Annotated in this window: 20 protein-coding genes and 1 tRNA gene; 5 read left to right on the top strand and 16 right to left on the bottom strand. The window is 58.0% G+C overall.

Translation table 11 applies throughout. The features are described 5' to 3' along the window. Positions 1–243: 243 nt before the first annotated feature. From NN662_RS17600 to NN662_RS17540, 13 genes are all read right to left on the bottom strand, one after another. Positions 244–984, bottom strand: coding sequence for a hypothetical protein (locus tag NN662_RS17600; protein ID WP_261931513.1), 741 nt, complete (start codon positions 982–984; stop codon positions 244–246). Next, a complete protein-coding gene (locus NN662_RS17595; RefSeq protein ID WP_261931512.1) occupies positions 935–2,788 on the bottom strand; it encodes a hypothetical protein in 1,854 nt (617 codons plus the stop codon). The genes NN662_RS17600 and NN662_RS17595 overlap by 50 nt, the downstream gene beginning before the upstream one ends. After that, positions 2,785–4,272: a hypothetical protein gene (locus tag NN662_RS17590; protein WP_261931511.1), complete on the bottom strand. Its 1,488-nt coding sequence runs from the start codon at positions 4,270–4,272 to the stop codon at positions 2,785–2,787. Before NN662_RS17590 ends, NN662_RS17595 begins: the two co-directional genes overlap by 4 nt. A 37-nt stretch (positions 4,273–4,309) precedes the next feature. Beyond that, on the bottom strand, positions 4,310–5,092 hold the full coding sequence (locus tag NN662_RS17585) for a hypothetical protein (RefSeq protein ID WP_261931510.1): 783 nt from the start codon (positions 5,090–5,092) through the stop codon (positions 4,310–4,312). Between the two features lie 129 nt (positions 5,093–5,221). Beyond that, entirely contained in the window at positions 5,222–6,694 is a 1,473-nt protein-coding gene (locus NN662_RS17580) for a class I SAM-dependent DNA methyltransferase (RefSeq protein WP_261931509.1), read from the bottom strand. A gap of 2 nt (positions 6,695–6,696) precedes the next feature. Next, positions 6,697–7,602, bottom strand: a complete 906-nt coding sequence (locus tag NN662_RS17575; protein WP_261931508.1) for a GIY-YIG nuclease family protein — start codon at positions 7,600–7,602, stop codon at positions 6,697–6,699. A gap of 205 nt (positions 7,603–7,807) precedes the next feature. Then, positions 7,808–8,587, bottom strand: a complete 780-nt coding sequence (locus tag NN662_RS17570; protein WP_261931507.1) for an HNH endonuclease — start codon at positions 8,585–8,587, stop codon at positions 7,808–7,810. Then, on the bottom strand, positions 8,584–10,215 hold the full coding sequence (locus NN662_RS17565) for an AAA family ATPase (protein ID WP_261931506.1): 1,632 nt from the start codon (positions 10,213–10,215) through the stop codon (positions 8,584–8,586). Before NN662_RS17565 ends, NN662_RS17570 begins: the two co-directional genes overlap by 4 nt. After that, positions 10,215–12,017, bottom strand: a complete 1,803-nt coding sequence (locus NN662_RS17560; RefSeq protein ID WP_261931505.1) for a restriction endonuclease subunit S — start codon at positions 12,015–12,017, stop codon at positions 10,215–10,217. Before NN662_RS17560 ends, NN662_RS17565 begins: the two co-directional genes overlap by 1 nt. Then, complete coding sequence (locus NN662_RS17555; RefSeq protein ID WP_261931504.1) at positions 12,014–14,764, bottom strand: DEAD/DEAH box helicase family protein; 2,751 nt, start codon at positions 14,762–14,764, stop codon at positions 12,014–12,016. The genes NN662_RS17560 and NN662_RS17555 overlap by 4 nt, the downstream gene beginning before the upstream one ends. Positions 14,765–14,998: 234 nt before the next feature. Further along, positions 14,999–16,195 carry a tyrosine-type recombinase/integrase gene (locus NN662_RS17550; protein ID WP_261931503.1) on the bottom strand — a complete coding sequence of 399 codons (1,197 nt, stop codon included), beginning with the start codon at positions 16,193–16,195 and terminating at the stop codon, positions 14,999–15,001. 184 nt (positions 16,196–16,379) lie between these two features. Then, positions 16,380–16,466, bottom strand: a tRNA-Leu gene (locus NN662_RS17545). Positions 16,467–16,547: 81 nt separating this feature from the next. Next, complete coding sequence (locus tag NN662_RS17540) at positions 16,548–17,972, bottom strand: phosphomannomutase (RefSeq protein ID WP_261932016.1); 1,425 nt, start codon at positions 17,970–17,972, stop codon at positions 16,548–16,550. Between the two features lie 306 nt (positions 17,973–18,278). Here NN662_RS17540 and NN662_RS21500 point away from each other — a divergent pair, with 306 nt between their 5' ends. Next, complete coding sequence (locus NN662_RS21500) at positions 18,279–18,629, top strand: BA14K family protein (protein WP_410010946.1); 351 nt, start codon at positions 18,279–18,281, stop codon at positions 18,627–18,629. A 58-nt stretch (positions 18,630–18,687) separates the two neighbouring features. On the opposite strand, the gene NN662_RS17530 is transcribed toward NN662_RS21500, so the two are convergent. Beyond that, on the bottom strand, positions 18,688–18,969 hold the full coding sequence (locus NN662_RS17530; protein WP_261932015.1) for a SelT/SelW/SelH family protein: 282 nt from the start codon (positions 18,967–18,969) through the stop codon (positions 18,688–18,690). Positions 18,970–19,125: 156 nt separating this feature from the next. Between NN662_RS17530 and NN662_RS17525 the strand changes: the two genes are divergently transcribed. From NN662_RS17525 to NN662_RS17510, 4 genes are all read left to right on the top strand, one after another. Further along, on the top strand, positions 19,126–19,863 hold the full coding sequence (locus NN662_RS17525) for a type 1 glutamine amidotransferase (RefSeq protein ID WP_261931502.1): 738 nt from the start codon (positions 19,126–19,128) through the stop codon (positions 19,861–19,863). 88 nt (positions 19,864–19,951) lie between these two features. Continuing rightward, positions 19,952–20,527, top strand: a complete 576-nt coding sequence (locus NN662_RS17520) for a hypothetical protein (protein ID WP_261931501.1) — start codon at positions 19,952–19,954, stop codon at positions 20,525–20,527. Between the two features lie 92 nt (positions 20,528–20,619). Continuing rightward, positions 20,620–21,105, top strand: coding sequence for a GFA family protein (locus NN662_RS17515; protein ID WP_261931500.1), 486 nt, complete (start codon positions 20,620–20,622; stop codon positions 21,103–21,105). A gap of 105 nt (positions 21,106–21,210) precedes the next feature. Continuing rightward, positions 21,211–21,519, top strand: a complete 309-nt coding sequence (locus tag NN662_RS17510; protein WP_261931499.1) for a hypothetical protein — start codon at positions 21,211–21,213, stop codon at positions 21,517–21,519. Positions 21,520–21,603: 84 nt separating this feature from the next. Here NN662_RS17510 and NN662_RS17505 read toward each other — a convergent pair whose 3' ends face one another. Both NN662_RS17505 and NN662_RS17500 read right to left on the bottom strand, forming a co-directional pair. Further along, on the bottom strand, positions 21,604–21,903 hold the full coding sequence (locus NN662_RS17505) for a CcdB family protein (protein WP_261931498.1): 300 nt from the start codon (positions 21,901–21,903) through the stop codon (positions 21,604–21,606). Then, complete coding sequence (locus NN662_RS17500) at positions 21,903–22,136, bottom strand: type II toxin-antitoxin system CcdA family antitoxin (protein ID WP_261931497.1); 234 nt, start codon at positions 22,134–22,136, stop codon at positions 21,903–21,905. Before NN662_RS17500 ends, NN662_RS17505 begins: the two co-directional genes overlap by 1 nt. Positions 22,137–22,152 lie beyond the last annotated feature (16 nt).

The following is a 22,152-nucleotide window of genomic DNA, read 5'->3' as shown; positions in this document are numbered from 1 at the left end:
AGTGCACTGAAATTCGAACCGATTAGCGACAGAAACTCTGGAGCAAAGGATAATCTTGAACGATTGACATGGGGTGGGTAACAGTAGGTAAAGCCGCCATCTGCTTAGATCTCAATAATGGCGGCTCCTTATCGCGCTTGAATAGACTCGGCGCGCTGAAAGCAAAGCCACCGATGCCTGATTAAGCGGGCCCGTAGCGCTTGTTGGACCGTGCACCTGGCCCCTCGATCGTACAACGGTTCGTTAGTTGGAGGCGCTACCTTGCCACTCGTCGAGCGCATTGATCAGGTCGAATATCTGCTGCTTCACATTGTCGGATATTCCGAATTCCGCTTTCAGCAGATCTGATACCGGCGCGACGAATCCTGACCGCACCTTGATTAGCTTTTCTCGATCGACCGGCATCAAACTAACGTTTCTCGAAATAGCTCTATGGCAGTCGGTCGCGACCACGCGAAAACCCATTTTTGCCTGCCAGACCAACTCGCCCTCTCGCAGCACCTTGCGGCTGGATGTACCTGCAATTCTGCGCTGATCGGCGCCTGAGAGCGCTTCCCGGAATGTTTCGACGGCGTGTCCGTCCCGAAGCCACCTATGCCAGACGCTCATGAGTTTGTCTCGATCATCGGACAGGAGTTTTCTTGCATTGCGATCTAGTTCCCATAACACTGCATCGCGGTCGCCGCCTTCGGATAGCCAGCGGTGGCGTGAAGCGAGCTCAGCCGCGGCGAAGCGAAATCTTTGCGCATCGTTTTCAGCGTTGGCCCAGTCAATCATGCACCAAGCCGCCATCGCCGCCGTAAGCTTCGCCGACCGCAATTTACCGATGGCAGCGATGCGTTCCGGTTCGGGAAGTGTCTTCAGGTGTCGAGGCACGACCCCATCATTCCCGGTTTCCCCGAAAAACAGCACCTTCCACATAGCCATCGTTTGACTACGGTAGTCCGCCGGCGACAATCCGCCTTTGATCCGGGCGAAGATCATCAGGACGGCTCGTTGCATATTCCGGATGTGCGATAGAGTTCTCGATCCTCTTGAAAAGGCGCGCGAACCTTTGAGTGGTCGTCGATAGATTTTGCGTGGCTAGGGCGCGTTGAACGTCGTCCGGTTCTTGATCCTCACCCTTCCCATCTTCGTCGCTCTGCACGTTTGCAGGATTATTTCGTTGGGTGTCTTCGTTCTGTGTCTCAAAGAACGATTGTATGAGGGTGAGTGCGTCCGCCTCATTGAAGCCACCCGTTGAAAGGGCCGACGAAAATAGCGGTGATGCCATTGGCCAACTGTCAGTGTAGATGTCGTCCTCTGTGAAGAATGACGGGTCCAAAGTATGATTTTTCGTGGATGACCGAGTGCTGTGATGACCCGAGGGCTTTTGGATGTGCTGATCGAAGAGTTCGAGAACCGCCAGAAATTCGCCGCCAAGTAAGCTGCCCCGCACGGCCGCGCCTTCAAGCCGTTCCCGAAATGATCGTTCCGGGCCACCGACACTGAGAGCACTCTCATCGTCAATCCAGCTTGGAGCTGATGTAATCGTGGTGCCATCGGGTAGCGTGGAACTCAGCCAGATAGACGATATCATCCCGCTTATGAGGAAAACTGCCCGATCCGAGTAAAGCTCTATAGCCGGGAGCATTTGTGAATTCAGCCCTTGGGCACATGCATGCAATTCGATGATTTCGTTCTGAGCTTTGAAAAAAACTTGGAGCCTGTCCCCGTTTCTTCGGGCGCTAAGTATGCGCAGCTCCACTGTCTCGACCGCCCATTCCTCCGAAGGGTGCACATCCGGCAGCGACGGAGCCGCATCGGTCAGATTATATCCCGACCAGAATTCGGCGATCTCCTGTTCGTTGGTCGCTTGAACACTCATAAGCTCTGCGTTGCCCCATGCATCGCCCGCCAGCAGTGCCGCGCTGGAGCAATTGGCGCTGCCCACAACCAGAAAACGCCCAGTTTGAGTATGGATCGCGTAGCTTTTCGCGTGGATGAACTTGTACCGCCGCTCTTCCGTGTCCGCTTCTATCGTCTGCAATCGTACATTCGGCGGCAAGGCTGCGGCGAGATCACTTGAAAGGCCTGCCTTCCTGGGTTGCAGGAAGGCCCGGACTGAACCTTTTGAGAGGGCAGCCAGATGAGAGAGAGCAGTGGCGGACGGATCAAAGTAGGGACTCAGGATGTCGATCGAAGCCACATGACGACCGACTATATCCAGTATTTGTTCAAGTAGTGGCTTAGCCTGCGGCGTCCAAGCTAGGCCTCCCGGCGCCGGTAGTGTTGCACACCAGCTATTACTGGCCAAGCTCAGATTCCCGAGCGTTTCTGCCTTGATCTGTCCGGCGCTCGGGACACAATCGAGTATACGCTCAAGATAGGGAATGAATGCTGCTATCTCAGGGCCGCCATCGCCTGGAAAGAGGAAATCGGACCATACTTCTTGGTTTGAACTCCAGCCCCCATGAGTGGCGTTTCCACTTCCAACAGCTAGGCTAGCGCTTGTATCGCCATAAAGGAATATTGCTTTCGGATGAAATCGGCGGGCGTTGCCGAGGTCTACGGCTACAACGCGGTAGCGTGTGCCGAGCTTCGTGACTAGTCGCTCTTGCATGTGAAAAGTATTCGCGGCGCAGGCGGCGTCAGCGAATATGGTCAGTTGCGGTGAGCCTAGGTCCCGAAGGCGGGGCAGCAAGATCGACTCCACGAAAAGAAAGTCGATATTGTGTGTGAGCACGATAGCTGTACCAGCCTTCTGAACCCCTGAGCACACCGCTTCTATGACGTTCTTCTCGATCAAGCGGCAGCCTCACGCGTGGCAAGTGAACCGTCAACGTTCCTGGTGAGAATCCCGATGTCGGAGAGAACGTTGATCGTGTTGTAAAGCCGCGTACCGCTGAAGCCAGCATTGGTCTGGTTAGCGGTCAGCCTCAGGACATTGCCGTCAGGAAAGAAGCGCAATGAACACTTCTGACCGGCCGACATCTTGCGCAAGGTAACCTGCAGGTGCGGGGTGACGGCGCATCTTTCGGCGAGCTCGGAGAGGAATTCCGCGAATGGTTGATCGCCAACTGAAATGATTAGACTGAGCGCGAGATCGCTGATCGAGTTCGCATGTGCCGCCAAGGTTCCCCGGAAGCTCCGGGTCTGGTCTTGAAGAGCTGATAGGATCGCAAAGCTAGCCATAAGTTTTTCTGGCGGACTCAATTCGTCGACGCTCCTAAATCGAAGCGCCTTTCCGGCAAACAAATCCGGAGGCACGGAACCGCGCGCAACGATTGCTGTCGAACTCCACGCATCGGACGCGGCCGGCCACAAATCCTTTAGCCGTTCATTGAGGTTCCACTCTTCGCGGGTGGCCCGAACCACATCGTCAACCGTGCCTGCGCCGCCAAGGGCGCCCAGCACGCCGCAAACAGCGTTCAAAAGCAGCTCTAGCGCAAAGTGTTGGCGCCTACGCCACTCATAACTTGCCCAAGCAAGTGATGCAGTATCGCGGCGTTGGCCTGCGCTCACCTGTTGCAGATTGAGCGCCAATAGCTGATCTGCAGAGGCTCTTCCGGAATCCGCCCATGACGCGATCCATGCTTGCGTCCCCCTTAGGAGCCGATATCTATGCTCAATCATTTCGCGGGCGGATGCTGCGCTCGGATAGGCGGTTTGAAAAGCATCTCTGAGCAGCCTCGCTTCGTCAGATTCCGGCACCAGCGCGCCAAGCGAAAATTCGGACACGGCAGCCTCCGCGATCGCGTGATCGACGTCACCGCCGCGAAAGAGCAGATCGAGAAGCGGTGATCCTTCCAAGCGACCCTGCCGAGCCTGCCAGATGGCGCGTCCCCGCTCTGTAATCTGATACGGTACGGGGCTGCCGTTTGGCGCGTTGCCGATGAACCCGACGCTTTTGCAGGGATTGTAGTAAATATTGAGGATGCGACTGCTCTTGGATAGCGGCAGCGAAACGGCTGTGCCTGACTTCAGCAACTTCATCTGTGGAGCGAAATAATCACTGCCAAGGATAGCACCGCCAGCTCCTCCCGTTGGATCAGCCTGTGAGGCAGCAATGATGAGAAATTCGACCCGCGTCAAAAACGCGGTTAACGCCCCCTGATCGAAAGGCTCGCCCGCTTCGAGCGTCATGTTGTAAAACTGGTTTATCGCCCACGGCAGAATTGAGAAGTAGCGACCACGCGCCGAGACGGTCGTGATGCCGTTAACGAGATCTGACTCCATCCCCTGATCGATTGCGCGAACCCCCAAGATGTCGAGGCCTGTGGTATCGTCCAATATGTCTTTGTTCCAAAATATCATCGCACAACGGAAGCTACTTGAACTCAATTCGGTGCATCATGCCTGAAGTTATTGATGCCCAGCAGTCAATTCCGTCGCACAATAATGTTGCTCGCGAAGTAGATGCCCTGAGCTCGCGGGCAGAAGGGCGGCGCGAGAGAAACTCTGCGACAAAAGCATTCACTGACGCCGCAGTCGCGGAGCCCGGTAAGAAGGCGAGAAGAAAACTGAAGCTACGCAAATGTACCGCCCTGAGCATGTTGACCCCGTTTGATGCGTCGTAGCCAAAGAAACCGACACGGTTGATTGCGGGTCTCACTATTGAGGGCATGCCGTCTTGCATCTCTGCTGGGGGAACCTTGCTGGGATACGTCATTTCCAGGAAGAGCTTCACGGTCCGTCCCGCGGTCATATTTTGCCCCATGATGTAAGGTATCAAAGGCTCAAAGACGGGCACGTCGGATTTGTTTATCCGGGCTGAGTTATACGAAATCTTCAACAGCCAGCGTTTCAGCAAATGGTAGTCGTACTCCAGTATTACCTCCTCTCCACGCTCGCGGATGATGCTGAAATGATGATCGAAGGCTGTGCATATATAATTATCCAGCTTAGATAGCTCACCGTTGTTGCAAACGGCACAGACATCTCGAATAATTGGTTCATTCGACAGTGCCTTGTCTAGACTGGCAAGCCAAAACTTCTGTTCGATACCATCTTGCAGCGCTACGGTGCGTCTGTGGAGGCTGGCTGGCCACAGGTGCTCCTTCGTTCGCTTTAGATCCGTTGAGCCACAGAATGCGCATGCCCAGCCATCCATATTGTTCCCCGTTTCTGCGTTTCAAAAAAGAATAAGAAGCAACCTCGTTATTAGTATTTAAATCGCATTTTTGGGCCCAATTGGTTCCCGCTCGACCCGGGCCGCACAGTAGATAATCCAAGCGCCTTTCTATCCCACACTTGCGGCTTCAAAATTCGCCAGAGCGGAACGGAGGTTTTCCATTATTTCTTCGGCTAGCACCTCGGGTTCCGGTAAGTTGTCGAGGTCGGTCATTGATGCATCTTTGAGCCAGAAAAGATCGAGGCTGGCCTTGTCGCGGGCCAGCAACTCGTCCCGTTCAAAAGCGCGCCACCGCCCGTCCGGCGCACTCTCGCTCCAGGTGGGTGTGCGTTCATACCGGTTGCCGGGGTTGTAGCAGGACACAAAGTCTTCGAGGTGCGCGTAAGTAAGGGGTTTCTGCTTCAGGGTGTGATGAACGTTGGTCCGGTAGTCATAGTACCAGACCTTGGAGGTTTGCGGATCAGGGCTGGCGGCACGGTTGTCGAAGAATATGACGTTTGCCTTGACACCCTGCGCATAGAAGATGCCCGTTGGCAGTCGGAGAATAGTGTGCAGGTCGGTCGTTTGAAGCAACTTGCGCCTGATAGTTTCACCAGCCCCGCCCTCGAACAGTACATTGTCGGGCACGACCACCGCGGCACGCCCTGTGGTCTTCAGCATGGTCCGGATATGCTGGACGAAATTCAATTGCTTGTTCGATGTCGTCGCCCAGAAATCCTGGCGATTGTAAGTGAGGTCGTCCGTTTCCTGTTCACCTTCAGCATTGGTGAAGCTCATCGAGCTCTTCTTGCCGAAAGGAGGATTTGCGAGAACATAGTCGAAGGTCTCTGAAGGCGGCGATATCAAGGCATCAGCGGGCGATACCAACGTGTCACCGGTCATTTCGCCGATGCCGTGCAGGAACATGTTCATCAGGCACAGGCGCCGAGTGCCGGCAACAATCTCGTTGCCGAAGAAGGTCGAGTGCTTCAGGAAAGCCTTCTGGTCCTTGTCGAGCGCATGGTTATCTGGGTCAGTCAGAAAATCATGAGCGGCGAGGAAAAATCCCCCGGTCCCGCAGGCCGGGTCTGCGATCGTTTTCCCGGGCTCAGGACGGACACATTCGATCATCGCGCGGATTAGGGCGCGCGGGGTGAAATACTGGCCAGCGCCGGACTTCGTATCCTCGGCGTTGCGCTCGAGCAGCCCCTCGTAGATATCGCCCTTGACGTCGGCACCCAGTGTCACCCATTTCGTACCGTTCACCATATCGATCAGGCGGAACAGCTTGGCGGGGTCGGTGATCTTGTTCTGCGCCTTGGTGAAAATCTGGCCGAGCATGCCTTTCTGTTCGCCCAGCTTGCGCAAGAGCACGACGTAATGCGCTTCCAGTTCTGCCCCCTTTCGGGAGGTTAGGCTGGTCCAGTCAAATCCCTTGGGGATGCCCACATCTCGATTGTAGGGCGGTTTCGCATATTCGTCGGCCATCTTGAGGAAGATGAGGTAGGTCAGCTGCTCTAGGTAATCGCCGTAGCCGACGCCGTCGTCACGCAGCGTGGTGCAGAAACTCCAGACCTTGGAGACGATTGGTGCAGTGCTCATTGCTATTCTTCCTGTTCGACGGCCTGCAACTGGGCGGCTTCCCAGTCACCATAGGTTTGTTGAGTGTGCTCGACGATCCAGCTCTTTGGCCCCGACGCCGGGCGACCTGAGACAACTGCGGCTGCTGCACTTGTGCTGTTGAAAACGTAGCTCTTGGAAAACACGCGGTGTGGCCCCTCGAGAACCAGAATGCCTTGGTCAACGAGCTGCGCGTATAGATTCTCGTAGGTCGCGTGCGCGGCTGCGCTCGCCCATTTGTCCCGCGCTAGCGATCCAGCTTCGACAATGAATTTGCCATCTTCCCAACGAGCGCGGGCCTTGATCCCGTGTTTCGCGATATCGAAGGTGAAAAAGACCGCGCCGCTTGCCACGGATGCTGGTGCCGCAGGGCTGTCGTCCTTCGTCTGTTCCGTGAAGAAATCAAACCGTAAGGCAGGCAGAACCAGATAGATGTTCTCAAGGAAATTCTCCATATGCGCCCTGGCGGCCTCGCTAAGCGGGCTGGCGGTAGCAGACTGGCCGTTCTCCAAGGCGATCTTGTTGATCCTCTTCGCATCTGTCAGCATCCGGTGTTCCAGATAGCGGGCGTGAGCCTTGTTCAGGGGTTCGCCGCCGGAAGTGATCAGGATCGCAGTATCCCACCAATCCTTAGACGCGGCGTGCTGGGTCAGTCGCGACTTCAGCTCGTCAGTTTCGCCGATATATGCGGTGGCCTCGCCGTCCTTGTCGCCAACAAGCAGGTAAACGCCGGTACGCAGCGCCTCGGGACGAGAGATCGCTTCCTTCAGCTGGGTACGTCGAGTGACGAGGACATGCCCTGACCATTGAAAGGGGATGGTGGCCGTGACCATGCCGTCGGGGGTGCCGTCGACAAAGAACAACTCGATGGAACGGCCTTTCTTGGTCATACGGTGTCCTCTCTGTTGCAACCGTGTCCCTCAGGAGTGGCCCCAACGCGGCCGCAGGATGACATCGCGTGTTGATCCGACATCTTAGGGAAAACGATATAGGTCACCTGCTCACGATAGTCGCCGTAGCCGATGCCGTCACCAAGACGCGTGGTAAAGTGACTCCAGGCCTGCGAAAAGAAGGGTGCTATCTTCATGAGGGGCCCTACGGAGTTGCCAAGATTTGGTCAACAAATGGCTTATTCTTGTAGGCTTGCAGAACGCGTTTGGAAAATGCGGAAAGCTCCGTACGTTGGTCCAACCGCCGTTTGAGATCTCTGACAGCAGATGTGTATGGTTGTTTAGCTGTCAGGTCCCCACCGGTAAAACGCTTCATGAAAGACTCAGCCTCAATTATCTTTTCTTGAATTTCAATTGCGGCGCGCCTTCTTGCTTCCTGCAAATCAGAATGATTGAGGTGATAAGCCTCTATTGAGGTCAAGGCTTGAATCTTCTGTGGGTTGGCGTCCTCTTGGCTGGCAGGGACCACAACTCCGTCGGCGCGATAATCCAAAGCATCTGGATCAGCTGCATTGCACGGGTCCAGAAGAAGCGGGGTTTCATTGCCGATTTCTTCGTTGCATGTAGCTCGCTCGCAGCCTTCATATAGCGGAAATCCGGCCCCCTTACCTCCTATCTCACCAGTTTTCTGGTCCGTTCGACGGCTATTGCAAAATGTGCAGGCAAAGCGAAAATTGTCGATGCGGAAAGCAGCCCAGCTGTATTTTGATTTTGGGCGGTAATGATCCACGGTACCGTCTGATCGAATATCCTTCATTTCGCAGTAATAGCACTTGTCGAAAGACGCTTGCTTCAAGTTTGGCTTGCAGTCGCGCCAAACATCCGAGTGCTTGCCAATATTCTCTACACCATCCGCCTGCGCCGCAGCTGCCCTCTCTTCGAAGTCGTCTGGAGGTGTTATGAACGCGATATCGATAAACCTCATGACCCAGGCTCATTTTTGGTTTCGTCCAAAGCTTCTTGAACCAATCGGCGAGCGTCTTCTGGATCCAGTTTGTCCGAATTCTGATCGCTCCCAAGCTTTGACGTTGCGGTCTGCGCAGCGCGGGCTCGCAGGTATTCCGTATAAACCGGGTCTCGCATTTGGTAACGGAAACCAAGCGTTTCCAGTTGGCTCGTTGCTTTCTCAAGTTCTTCTTTCTCGGCCTCGCTCAGCTGAGTTTTGGCCGACAATAATCGCTGGGTCTCGAGCAGTTTCTGGGTCGTTGTGTCTACAGCTGCATTGAGGTCAAACATCTCGCTCGTCATCACACCGGCGTACCCCATCCCCATCGGGTCCACGGTTGGCTCCTCGGCAGTAATGTTCAAGGTCTCTTCATCCCGCTTCAAAATCTGCACCTGTTCTTTCAGCAGCTCGGCCACAGCGATTGGGTTGTGTGTAGCCAGAAGGACATGGCTGGATTGGTTGTTGTCGTTATCGTCCCTGAGAAAATCTTGAATGTGTTGGATGTATTCAACGCTCCAGCGTGGATTGAGATGTGTGTCGGGCTCGTCCAGGAGGAAAAGGCTTTCCTTTGCCGATGTGAACTGGAGCAGGCCGAGCACGGTCAGCAGCTGCTGCTCCCCCTCGCTCAACTCGCGGAAAGTGACAGAGCCATCGTTCTTTCTGAGCTTCACCCTGATCCGCACCTCGTCGATGAGGTCGGAGACATGAGTGCTCTCCAGATCCCGGAAGAACTCGGCTGAAGTCTTGCCCCTTGCCAATTCTTGCAAGGCGTCGATGTCCTTGGCAAAGAGGTATAGGTATTCAAGCGTCCGGGAACGACGAACATCATACAGTTCTCTACGCTTGATGCGGATCGGTGCCAGTGAGATTTCGTAAAGCTTGGCGAGGAAATCGCGAACTATCCCTTTGGAATTCCAAAACCGTTCGTCTCCGCCCGTAGCGTTGTTGTTGAACCAATAAGGCTGTTTGAGCACAAACAAAACGGATTCAATCCCACCTTCTTCAAGGCCCAACTGCTTTTGCAGAAACTCGTCTGTCTTCTTCTTATTGTTCACGATGAACGATAGGAGCACAAAGTTGCTGTGCACGGGCTCAGCGAAGAACATGCGTTTCAGCCCAGGGTCATTGTTCTTGATCAGCTTGTCATCGTAGTTTTTCAGGTAGGCGCGGAACACGTCCTTCATCCGCTCGCTTTCACCCGAATAGTAGCCGAACAGAAAGCGTGGGAGGTGCTCCGAGGCCTCACCCACGAGTTTCGTTCTGCTGATAGACATGCCTTCCAGGTCATCGAAAGACGCGCCAACCGTATAGGGGGCAGGATGATTTTTCTTGCTGGCAGTCTTTGCCCGGTAGGCATCCTTTCGCTTCGGGTCGGCGTCGATAAACACCCAGCGGTCCTGGATTTCGTAGGCGATGCGATACTTGAGCGATGGCACACGCTCTGACATCAAGAGGTCGCGAAAGATGACCGTGAGGGCTTCGAGCACATTTGACTTGCCGGTACCGTTCCGGCCGATAAGCACGGTGATCAGGTGGTCCTGAGAGAAATCGATCGTCAGGTCCCTGAGGTTCTTGTACTCGTCCACCCAAAGCCAATCGATGCGCATCAGCTCACCTCCACCTTAGCAAGGCGCAACCAATCTTCGTCACCGCGCCTTTCAACTTCGATGGCACCACCTTCGACAAAATCTTTTAGCTGGCGGAAGAACGCCTCCACGTCGTCTGATGTCGAGCCATCGCCAATCCCTAACTGCTGCGCCGCCTTCGCGGCCGAGATCCAGCTTTTCTGCTTTTCGAGCACTTCGATCAGATCAGTCAATGTCGGCCTCCTTGCCTTGGGGTTGCGGGGTGGCGCGGATTTTCGGTCGCGTTTGGCGGTTTTTTCTCTTTCTGCCTTTTCAGCCTTGATCCGGTCGAGCAGGGCGGAGGCGGGTTCGTCCTCAGGGTCTTGGGGGACGAGTTGGCCGGAGAAGGCTTTTTTCAGGATGGATTGGCGAAGGGCGTCGGCACGAGTGAGAGCGGCGTCGATCTCGGTCTCGAGCGCGTCGGCGGCGTCGAGCCGAGCGTCGAGAAGGCGGACGATTTCGACTTGTTCGGCGGGGGTGCAGATGGGCACTTGAAGTTCCTGCAGCTCCTTCGCGTTGATGTTGTTGACGCCGCTTGTCGACTTTGCCTTGCTTTCGATTTGGCCGCGCACGTTCGGTCCCATCATCAGATAGACGAGGTTCTTGGGAACCAGCGAGCCGGGTATGGGGCGAAGGCGGATCAAATAGCCTGCATAGACGAATTCCGTGTCGACTGGTCGAACCAATGCTGGCTTACCCACCAATGAAAGGCTCCCGTTCGACCGAATGGTCAGCACATCGCCTTCGATCAATTGGTATTGCTCAAGCTCCGCTTCGTCGAAATTGGCAGATTTGAGGTCGGTTGCGTCTACCACGCCGGCCGCAATGTTCGGGATGCGCAGAACGCCCTTATTGCCACCATCGTAGTCGCTCTTTTTCGACGTCCCGTATGCAGGTTCGTCGATTAGCAGGCCCAGCGGCAGCATGGCCCATCCGGGAATGCCGATGTCCGAAGCTGTGGTTGGAAAGTCCCGAGGCCGCTTCGGCTTCGCGGGTTTCTTGCCCTTCTCGCCACTGTCGCGCCATGTGGCGAGCGCGTCTTGCCAGGCGCCTAGAGCGGCTTTGTACCGGGCGTCGCGCTCGCGCTGGATGCGGGCTAGGATTGTTTCGGGGGCTTCCAGCTTGTCCGCGTTCTTGGCGCGCCAGTCGGCGGTGAGGCGGCCTTCGAAGGCAGATTTCAGCAGGGACTGGCGGTAGAGGCCAAGGGTGGTACGCGCCGCTTGCAGGCTCTCGACCCCCTTGTCGATCTCGTCGAACATCGCCTCGATCGTCTCCACAATCCGGCGTTGTTCGTTGGTTGGGGCGATTGGAATCGGTACGGTCGCGAGATTCCCCCGTGAAATACGCTTTCGGGTCGAGCCAGATTGTAAATCCGAAATCTGGCCTCGAACTGTTGGCGAATTGATCGCCCTCATCAAATACCGTGGCTCGATCGCTACGCTGCCCAGCCTAATGACGCAAACGTCGACGACGGTGACAAAATTTTGGTCGCCTTCCAGCGGAAAGAGACAGCTGCGACCAAGCGGATCGGGCATCCGCGCAACCAAGATGTCACCCTTCTTCAGGAATGTGCAATTCAGTTCATAAGCCTTGTCGAGGGTCAAAAAGCGTGACGATTTATCAACGAAGCGATTGTCGGCGATATCGGCTAACTGGATCAAACGAACTGAGCCACTTGGGTCTTGATCTTTGCTCTCAACCCAATCGCCATCGGTAAAAACACCATCGTGCGCAATCAGGTTCTCGAGCGGAGTCAAAGCCCACGTTGAAGGTAAATCAGTCATGCCGAGAGCGCCTCATTCATCTCGGTCATGACTTCCTCCATACCGTCCCCAAAGAGCGTGTACATCTGCCCCATCCCGCCCTTGCCGTCAAAGGGGGCCATGTCCAGATCGTCACGCTCGATGGTGAAAGACGTGGCGAGGTGGTCACGGATCATGCGCAGCCAGTCCATCTGTTCGTCGGTGAACTTCTCGCCCGCGCCTGAGTGGCGGTTCAGCACCCAGTTCTGGAAGTTCCGCCGCACTCGCTCGGAATGACGGGTGAGCTTGTCATCCAGCCCCGTGACCCGACGGATCAGCGCCACGAGCGCGGTGAGGTCACTGACGGGGGTGCTGCCCTTGTAGTCATCAAGATGCGCATAGGCGCGCCAAACGGTGAGCGGGGACAGACGTGGGCGATCCTCGGTCAGCGTCTTCAGCACGTCCTTGACCATGGCGTAGGTGACCTCGGACCGGCGGGCGGGGGTGTTGAAATAGATCGACAGCGCCTCGATCTGATCGCGGTTCTCGGTCAGGTATTCCTCGAACTCCTGTGCAATCTGTTTCGCATTCTCGGCCACGTCTCCCGCCCATTCTGCGCGCAGGAGCGTGTCGAGGTTGTCATGGTCGATGGTCTGTTCGTTGTCGCGGCGGATCTTGTCCATCAGGTTGATGAGCGGGCCGGTAAAGACGTTGGCGGCCTGCTTGATACGTTCCTCGCGCGCGGCCTTCATGGCGGCATCGTCCGGCTCGGGGTGGCCTGCGGCCTTGGCGTCGGCTTCCACCTTGTCGGGGTCGATGGCATCGAAGAGATCGCGCACGATGGTGGTGAGGGCTTTGCCGGCCTCGGCCGCGATCTTCTCCTGATCGTCGGCCCCGAGCTTGTTGTCGAGCCGGGACAATCGGGCGGCCAGCGAACTGACGGTTTCCTCGGAGCGGTCGCCCATCATCAGCCCCATGGCGAGGTCCTTGAAGGGGATGGAGGGCTTGGTGTCGAGCGGCTGGCTGGCCGTCTTGAGCGACTTGGTGACGCCGACGGCATCGACGATTACGTAATGGGTCTTGGCCTTGGCGGAGGGGGAGACCTTTTTCAGGTCATCTGGTTTCAGTACGCGGGTGCCGCGGCCTTTCATCTGCTCAAAATAGTTCTTCGATCGCACATCGCGCATGAATACCAGGCATTCGAGTGGTTTGACGTCTGTGCCGGTGGCGATCATGTCCACGGTCACGGCGATGCGCGGGTAATAGTCATTTCGGAAGGCCGAGAGCGAGGATTTCGGGTTCTTGGCACCATTGGTGATCTTGCGGCAGAAGTCGTTGCTCTCACCGAATTCCTGCCGGACGATCTGGATAATGTCGTCTGCGTGGCTGTCGGTCTTGGCGAAGATGAGGGTTTTCGGCAGTTCCTTGCGGCCCGGGAAGATCTCGGGCCACGTGTCGCGAAAGGTGCGGATGACGGTGCGGATCTGGTCAGGGTTTACGACAGATCGGTCAAGCTGGGTGGCGGCATAGGCCTTTTCCTCGCCCTGCATTTCCCATCGACGGGCGCGAGTCTCGCGTTCGCGTTTCTCGACCAGTTGCTCGGGTTTGAGCGTCTCGCCGCTCTGTGTGATCTCCGTCTCGATCAGGTAGATTTCATTGCCGACGTTCACCTTGTCGGCGACGGCCTTTTCGTGGGTGTATTCGCTGACGACGTTCTTCTGGAAAAATCCGTATGTGCGCTTGTCGGGTGTGGCGGTAAGGCCGATCAGATAGGCATCGAAATACTCAATGACCTGGCGCCAGAGGTTGTAGATCGAGCGGTGGCATTCATCGATCACGACGACATCGAAGAACTCAGGCGGCAGCTTGGGGCTGTAGGCCACTGGTAGCGGTTCCTTGCGGCGCCATTTCTGCTCGGCCGGGTTTTCGTCTTCGGCGCCTTCTTTGAGTTCCTCACCTTTGAGCGTGGCGTACATGCGTTGGATCGTTGAAATGACGACCTGGCTATCGCCCGCGATGGAGGGCGAAGTAAGGCGCTGGACGTTGTAAAGCTCGGTGAACTTTCGAACGTCGTCGTTGGGGATGAAGGCCATGAACTCCTGTTCGGCCTGCTCGCCCAGGTTCTTGGTGTCGACGAGGAACAGGATGCGGCGCGCTCCCACGTGTTTGAGCAGGCGGTAGACTTGCGTGATCGCCGTGAACGTCTTGCCCGATCCGGTCGCCATCTGGACGAGTGCGCGAGGCTTGTCGGCCTTGAGCGAGGTTTCGAGGTTGGTGATCGCCTTGACCTGACAGTCGCGAAGACCTTCCGGGTTAAGATCTGGCAGCGCCGCGATGCCAGCGCGCAGGCTCTTCGGGGATTGCCACCAGGCTTTCAGAGTTTCGGGCCGGTGAAAGGTGAAGACCTCGCGCGATCGCGGGTTGGGATCGCGGGCGTTGGTGAAGCGGGTGACTTGACCGGTGCTTTCATAGATAAACGGAAGGGGTTCGGCGTTAGCGACCCATTTCAGCTTTGCGTTGGCATACCCCTCGGATTGCTCCTCAACCGAGGTCAGCCGGACGCCCCAGTTGTTAGGCTTTGCCTCGACGACCCCGACAGCTTTCCTGTCGGTGAACAGAACGTAGTCGGCTGGTCCGATGTCAGTTTGATACTCGCGAACCGCTACACCAACGCCGGCGTTAAAGTCGAGCGCATCCTTATCCTGAACATGCCAGCCGGATGCCCGCAGACGGTCATCGATCCGGTCGCGGGCGAGTTGCTCGGGGTTTTGATTAGAAGTCGATGGCAAACGCGAATTCCAGTAACATACGTCCATCGGTGTTGGATGGGCTGTGACGCAATTCAAAAGTGTCCGGATTGTCTAGCGGACAATTCACCTTAAAAAAAAGCAAAAAATCCTGCTAACGCCGTTCCTCCCAAGTCAGTGGAGTTGAGCGTAGGATGAACCGCACAGCCAATGCAATCAAAACGAGGATGAAATGTCGTTTCAACCGTGAAATGCCAGAGGCCTTAGCGGTGATGACTAGTTGCCAGTATCTCCCAAAATCTCCCCAATCCTCTCAGCCCACCACTCGGCCATCCTGACACGTTCTTCCCAATATGCCCCACGATGATAGGCGCGGCGGACCCCGTTGCCGCTGACGTGTGCAAGTTCGGCCTCGATTGCATCCGCATTCCATAGCCCGCTTTCATTCAGCAGCGTGGACGCGGTTGCGCGGAACCCGTGCGAGGTTGCTTCGTGCTTCTCGAAGCCCATCCGGCGCAGGGCCTGGTTCAGCGTGTTTTCACTGATCGGCCGTTCAAGCGATGTGCTCGCTGGAAACACAAGCCGAAGATTGCCGGTGTGGCGCTGCTGTTCGCGCAGTATGTCTATTGCCATGGGCGGCAGCGGCTTGCGATGAACCCGACGCATTTTTGCCCGCTCTTCCGGTATCGTCCAGGTTGCCTTGTCCAGATCGAACTCTGTCCATTCCGCTTGCCGCAATTCGCCTGGCCGCGGGTAAAGCAACGCCATCAGTTTCATCGCTGTGCGTGTTTCGATGGAGCCAGTGTACGCCCAGATGCTCTTGATCAGCCCGGTGAAAGCTTCCCACTCGGTAAACGCCGCTCGATGCGTGACCTTCGGCGCGATGATAGCTCCTCTCAGTCCAAAGGTGGGATCGTTGCTGACACGGGTCGTTGCAATCCCGTAGCGGAAAACCTGGCTGATCACCGCGCGTAGCCGGCGCGCAGTCTCATAGTTCCCGAGCGCCTCGACACGACGCAGAGGTAGCAGAATATCGGCCGCGTCGATTTCGCCTATCGGCTTGGATTGCAGATCTTTGAGTGCGAGACTAATCAGCCAGCGCTTCTTGTTCAGCGTCGCCTCCGATTTTCCTTCGCGACGGTTCTTATCGAGAAATTCCTCTGCCAGCGCCTCAAAGCTGTTGGCTGCAGAATCGGCCTTGGCGATCTTGTCCTGCTTTTTCTTCTGGGATGGGTCGACATCGACGGCTAGCAGCTTTCTCGCGGCATCCCTATGAGCGCGGGCCAGGGCGAGCGAGACATCCGGCCATGCACCAAACGCCAGCTGCTTCTGCTTGCCCCCGTAGCGATACACCATTCGCCAAAGCTTGCTGCCATTCGGATTGACGACGAGCAACAGCCCGCCGCCGTCTCCGTGCTTGGTTGGTTTGGCGACCGGTTTGAGCGCGCGAATCTTGGTGTCAGTGAGTGGCATATGATGGCGTCCGACTCGATTGCGTGATGGCATGGTGCTGCGATGCCATCAATTATGCCATCAAATTCTCTGGATGCCATCACATGTCGATGGACGGTGCAGGACGTAAAACCTGCAAAAGCCAACAAAAAACCCCGCTTTCGCGGGGCTCTTGTATTTTCCGGGACGATCCGGAACATGAAATTGGTGCCCAGAAGAGGACTCGAACCTCCACACCCTTGCGAGTACCAGCACCTGAAGCTGGCGCGTCTACCAATTCCGCCATCTGGGCGACGGGGAGCGATGTAAGAGGCGGAGCGCCTGCTGTCAACAGGCATTTTGAAGTTTTCGCGACAAAGCCGAAAAAGAATTTTCAAGGGCTTGCGGCGGCGAAGTCGCGGATCGTCTGCAACCCCTTGTCCAGCAGTGCCGCGGCCGCCTTTTCGCTTTCCGCCTCGACATAGCAGCGCATTTCCGGCGCGTTGCCCGACGGGCGAAAATGGATCGTCCGGCCATCCTTCAGCGACACCCGCAGGCCATCGATGTCGCTGGTCGATTCGACCTCGCCGATCTCGGAGAGAAAGTTCGCGAGATTTTCGCGCGATGCCCTGAGATGCTGCATCAGGGCGGCGGAATGCGCTTGAGGAAAGTTCTCCAGCCGGTCGGCGGCTGCCACGGGCAGGCTATAGGAGGCTGCGACCACGGACAGGGCCTGGCCGCTCGTCGCGGCGCGCTCGAGGCAGGCGAGGATAGGCACGAAGCAGTCGCGCGTCGGCAGCGGATTGAGTGTGCGGCCGTTCAGCAGGAAGGGAGAGGCTGTCAAGAGGCCGCCATTGGCCTCGAAGCCCATCACTCCCTCCTTGCCGTCCGCGAGCGCGTCCAGCATGCCGGCGATCACATAGGGCGAACCGACGCGGGTACGCACCACCTCGTGGCGCCCGGCGCCCTCGATGCCGGAATTGGAGGTGACCGGGGTCACGACCACCTTGGCGCCCAGGAAGCCGGCGGCGATCAGGCCGAGGAGATCGCCGCGAAGCGGCGTTCCGGTCTCGTCTGCCACCAGCGGCCGGTCGCCGTCGCCATCGGCCGAAACGATGGCGTCGAGCTTTTCCTCGCGTGCCCATCGCTTGAGCTTGTCGACCGTGTCCGCCGAGACAGCTTCGGTGTCGACGGGGATGAAGTCCTCGGAACGTCCGAGCCGCTTGACGGTGGCGCCGTACTGTTCGAGCACGTCGGCAAGCAGATCGCGCGCCACGGTCGAGTGCTGGTAGACACCGATCGTCATGCCGGAAAGCGTGCCGGGTGACAGCAGCGCACGGTTGCGGTCGAAGAAGACGGCGACCGCCCGCTCGCCGGCGTGCTCCATCTCCACGTCCGCCGGCGCGGTGAAGTCTTCCGCCTCCACTTCGGCCGCCAGCGCCGTGATTGCCGCCTCGTCATGCTTGTCGATCTCGCCGGACGGCAGGTAGAACTTTATGCCGTTGCGATCGGCGGGGATGTGCGAGCCGGTGATCATCAGCGAGGCGGCGCCGGTCTTCAGGCCGTAAAGCGCGAGCGCCGGTGTCGGCAGCGTGCCGCAATCCACGGGTTGGAGACCGGCCCTGGACAGTGCCGCAGCGCAGGCGGCTGCGATTACCGGGCTGGAGTCGCGGAAATCGCGCCCGATCAGCACCGTGTCCCCCGGCTCGGCTTTCCCGGTGTCGAGAAGATGGCGGGCAAAAGCCGTTGCGTAGATCGTCGCCGGCTTGCCGGCAAGCTCGGTGGCAAGGCCGCGCAGGCCGCTCGTTCCGAATTTCAAGGTCAAATCTCTCTCCCTCGTCAATGTCGCGTGCAGCCGTGTCCGGCCGCCCACGGTGTAAAAGTCATGGCGAAATATTCAAAGCCCCGACCGGATCGCACCGCTCGCCGCGGAACAATCGTCAGGCTTCGCCGTTTTTCGCCGGTACCTCTGAGATAGGTCGTTTGTTGGTTCATGACCACCGGTAGGCAAGATTTCTGTCGACAATCGACGGTTTTGTGCTTCAATTGTGGCTGGCATGAAAAGCAAAGCGGCGGGATCCGTAAACAAGCCCATTCCGGGCTCATCCTTGGGAAGGAATGCCTCATGCAGAAGATTGCAAGAATAGCTGCCGGTATTGTCATGAGCGTTGCGGCGATCGCGCCGGCCGCGCCCGCAGGCGCCTTTGTCGCGTCGCCGCCAGCCGTCGCCGCCGGTGGCGGTGTCAGCAGCAACGTTCAGGACGTCCGCTGGGTTTGTGACGTTTATCGCAATTGCTACTGGCGCGGCGGCCCGCGCTATTATCGTCCGATGCCGGCGCCGCGCCGCGCTCCGGGTGGTTACTGGAGCCGTCACGTTCGCTGGTGCCTTGACCGCTACCGGTCCTACAATCCGCGCACCAACCGCTTCCTCTCGTATGGTGGCGATTATCGGATCTGCCGTTCCCCGTGGGGCTGATCCCTGACCGGAACGACGTCTGTCAGTTAGGAAACGGGGCCCAGTGCCCCGTTTCTCGTCAGGCCCTGTCGGTGTGACCGAGATCACGGCCCGGTTCGATGACATCGCGAACCCGCTGCTTGAGCTCCTTCGGACCTGGAAAGCCGCCGTCGCGCTTGCGTTCCCATATCAGGTCGTCGTCTATCCGGATCTCGAAATTGCCGCCGGTGCCAGGCACCAGCGCCACCTCGCTCAAGACATCGGAGAAGGTCGACAGCAGCTCCTGCGCCATCCACGCGGAGCGCAGAAGCCAGTTGCACTGGGTACAGTAGAGGATCGAGATACGGTATTTCCGGTCCATGGGCGTCCATTCATTCGAGTTGCTGGCTGGGATCGTAGCAGCCAGCTGCGGCTCGGCAACAGATTTCACCCGAATTTCCCGATCGAAGTCCCTTGCGGCGGTGTCGCGAACATGGTCATCTTTCCCTGGTTTCGCGAAGGGTCGTGAGGGACAGCCATGCGCATACTCGCCGTTGAAAACATGGTCGGCACCGATCACGGTCTGGTGGGCGAGGCGCTTCAGCAATCCGGCATCGTGCCTGTCGTCTGCCGGCCTTATGACGGAGATGCGCTTCCCGATGGTCATGGGGATTTCGACGCGCTGATCGTTTTCGGCGGCGCCCAGAATGCGCTCGACGATGAGGCCCATCCCTATCTCCCCTCGCTCGCCCGCCTGATGCGCGATTTCGGCGATTGCGGCAAGGCGGTGCTCGGCATCTGCCTTGGCAGCCAGGTGCTGGCGCGTGCCTATGGCGGGGCGAACGTCGTCGGCGGTGCGACGGAATTCGGCTGGTGCGCAATTGCGCCGACGCCGGAGGGCATGCGTGATCCGCTCCTCGCCGGCCTTGCGGATGGTTTCCGCGCCTTCGAATGGCACGACGACACTTTCACCTTGCCACCGGGCGCCGTACATCTCGCCACCGGGGTCGCTGTTGCCAACCAGGCATTCCGGGTTGGCGAGGCGGCCTACGGTTTCCAGTGTCATTTCGAGGCGGGCACGAGCGTGGTCGAGCACTGGAGCACAGAGTTTGCCGATGCGGCGCTACGGATGGATCCGGATTGGTTGCGCCGTCATCCCGTCGAGGCTGCCCTCCATGGCGGGCCTGCGCATGCGACTGGAATGGCGATTGCCCACGCCTGGATAGCGGTGGCGCGGCGTCAGGCTTCCCGCCTGTCAACCGCCATGGCGGTTTGACGTCTCACCCCCAACTTCTCTGGGGTCGCTAAAAACCGATCATTAATCTTTACGATTTATAAATCTCTCAAACCCGGGAGATTTTGTTATGCGTATCCTGGCGATCTGCCTTTTGCTTTCGCTCGCGGCCTGTGCCGCGCCACCGTCCCAGACCCGCAATGCCTGCGCCATCTTCGAGCAGCGCGACGGGCTGTTCAACAACTGGCGCCGTGCCGCGGAGGCGACCGAGCGCGAATACGGCGTTCCGGTACCGGTGCTGATGGCGACCATATACGTCGAATCGAGCTTCCGGGGCCGGGCCAAGCCGCCGCGCACCAAGCTGTTCGGCTTCATCCCGTGGAAGCGCCAGTCTTCGGCGTTCGGTTATTCGCAGGCGCTCGACGGTACCTGGGATCGCTACAAGCGCGAGACGGGTCGCTTTGCCGCCAGCCGCACCAGCTTCTCCGACGCCATTCAGTTCATCGGCTGGTATCACTACCAGAGCCATCTGCAGAACGGCATCGAACTCAACGATCCCTACAATCTCTACCTCGCCTATTATGTCGGCCATACCGGCTATTCGAAGGGGTCCTGGCGGGGCAATTCGACCGCACAGCGGACGGCCGCCAAGATGAATTCGATCACCAGCACCTACGCCGCGCAGTTGAAGCAGTGCCCCGGCTGACGGTGCGGCTTTGGCGCTCCCCTCTTGAAGCGCCCGGCTGAACGGGCGTAAATCGGACGGCAGCGATCCTGCTGTTGTCGGGGAGGGCAGACATGGACGAGATCTTCGAGGGACAGTGTTTCTGCGGCGGCGTCCGCTTTCGCCAGTACGGGCGGCCGATGTTCATCCATTGCTGTCACTGCAAGGATTGCCAGCGGCAGACCGGCAGCGCCTTTGCGATCAACGCGATCATCGAGGCGGATCGTATCGAGGTGCTCAAGGGGACGCCTGTCGCCGCCGAAATGGCTACTGACAGCGGTCACCCGCACGACATCTACCGCTGCCCCGATTGCGGTTCCGCCCTGTGGAGCGATTACGGGCGGCGGGGCTGGATGCATTTCGTCCGTGTCGCCACGCTCGACGATCCGTCATCCTTCGTTCCCGACGTCCACATCTTCACCCGCTCGAAATTGCCTTGGGTGGTGATTCCGGACGGCGCAAACAGCTTCGAGGAATACTACGACATGAAGGCTCTCTGGCCGCCGGAAAGCTGGGCCCGCCGTGACGCCGCTCGCGCCAGCGCAAAGGCGGCGCGCTAAATCGCCGCAGCCCCGATTTTGCCGCATGAGAGGTAATTAGAAGGCAACGGAACCAGTCGTGGCTGTTGCGCATTCTCCTGTCACTGAATTGAAAAGGAGAGAGCCATGACTTACGATCCCAACCTGAACAATCCCAACCCGAACCCCTATTCGCCGCCGCCGGAACCCCCGCGTCGCGGCGGCTCGGTTACCTGGGTGGCCGTCGGCGCCATCGCGGTGGTCGTCATCGCCGTCTGGGCGATCATGGGCACGCCGGGCACCGATCCGGGCACCACCGCGTCCACCACGCCGCCGGCAACGACCGAGCCGGCCCCGGACGTCAAGCCGGTCCCGCCGGCCGCCCCTGAGGCCCCGGCCGCTCCGTCCGCCAACGACGCAGCGCCCGCCGCTCCGGCTGCCCCGGGTTCGAACTAACGGTCTTCGACCGATAAAAAACCGCCCGCTTCCAGAAGGAGGCGGGCGGTTTTTGTATTTGATGGGCATTCCCACAGAATGGCTTCAGTATCCGGAAAAGAGAAAATCTACCGCTCGAAGCACATCGTCCGCTCGCGACGAAAGGTCGGCAACAAGGTCGCCGATCTCGGCGACTGGAACCGCAGCCATTCTCTGGGTCGCCATGACGTAGATTGTTTCACCGATTTCGAAGTGTGGATTGAGGCGGGACAAGGACCAGGGAGAAACGCTGAGCGAATAGAGCGGTGCCATCACGCGGGTGTTCAGCTGCTCCAGTAGATCGGCCTGAAGATCAATTGCCAGAACCTCATCGCGCCGCAATCGGTACACATGAAATCGGGCCATCAAAATGACCGGTATTTGGCCAATGGCAGCCCTTGTTCCTCGATATAGCCGTTTTCCAGACGGATCGCCTCGGCGTTCTCATCACGCCAGCGACGATCCCGTTCTGCCTTGACCTCAGCGGCAAGGCCTTTTTCTGCAGCGCGAGAGACATTGATGCCGAGTTCGCGAGCCTCCGCGATCAACGTCTTGTCCAAGGTCAGATTTGTCGATTTGCGGTCAGATGCTGCAGGCATTTCACATCTCCGATAT

The organism is Rhizobium sp. NRK18, from assembly GCF_024385575.1.
GTDB lineage: Bacteria > Pseudomonadota > Alphaproteobacteria > Rhizobiales > Rhizobiaceae > JANFMV01.
Note: the sequence above shows the minus strand (reverse complement) of the source record. Positions and strands in the feature narration are given on the sequence as shown.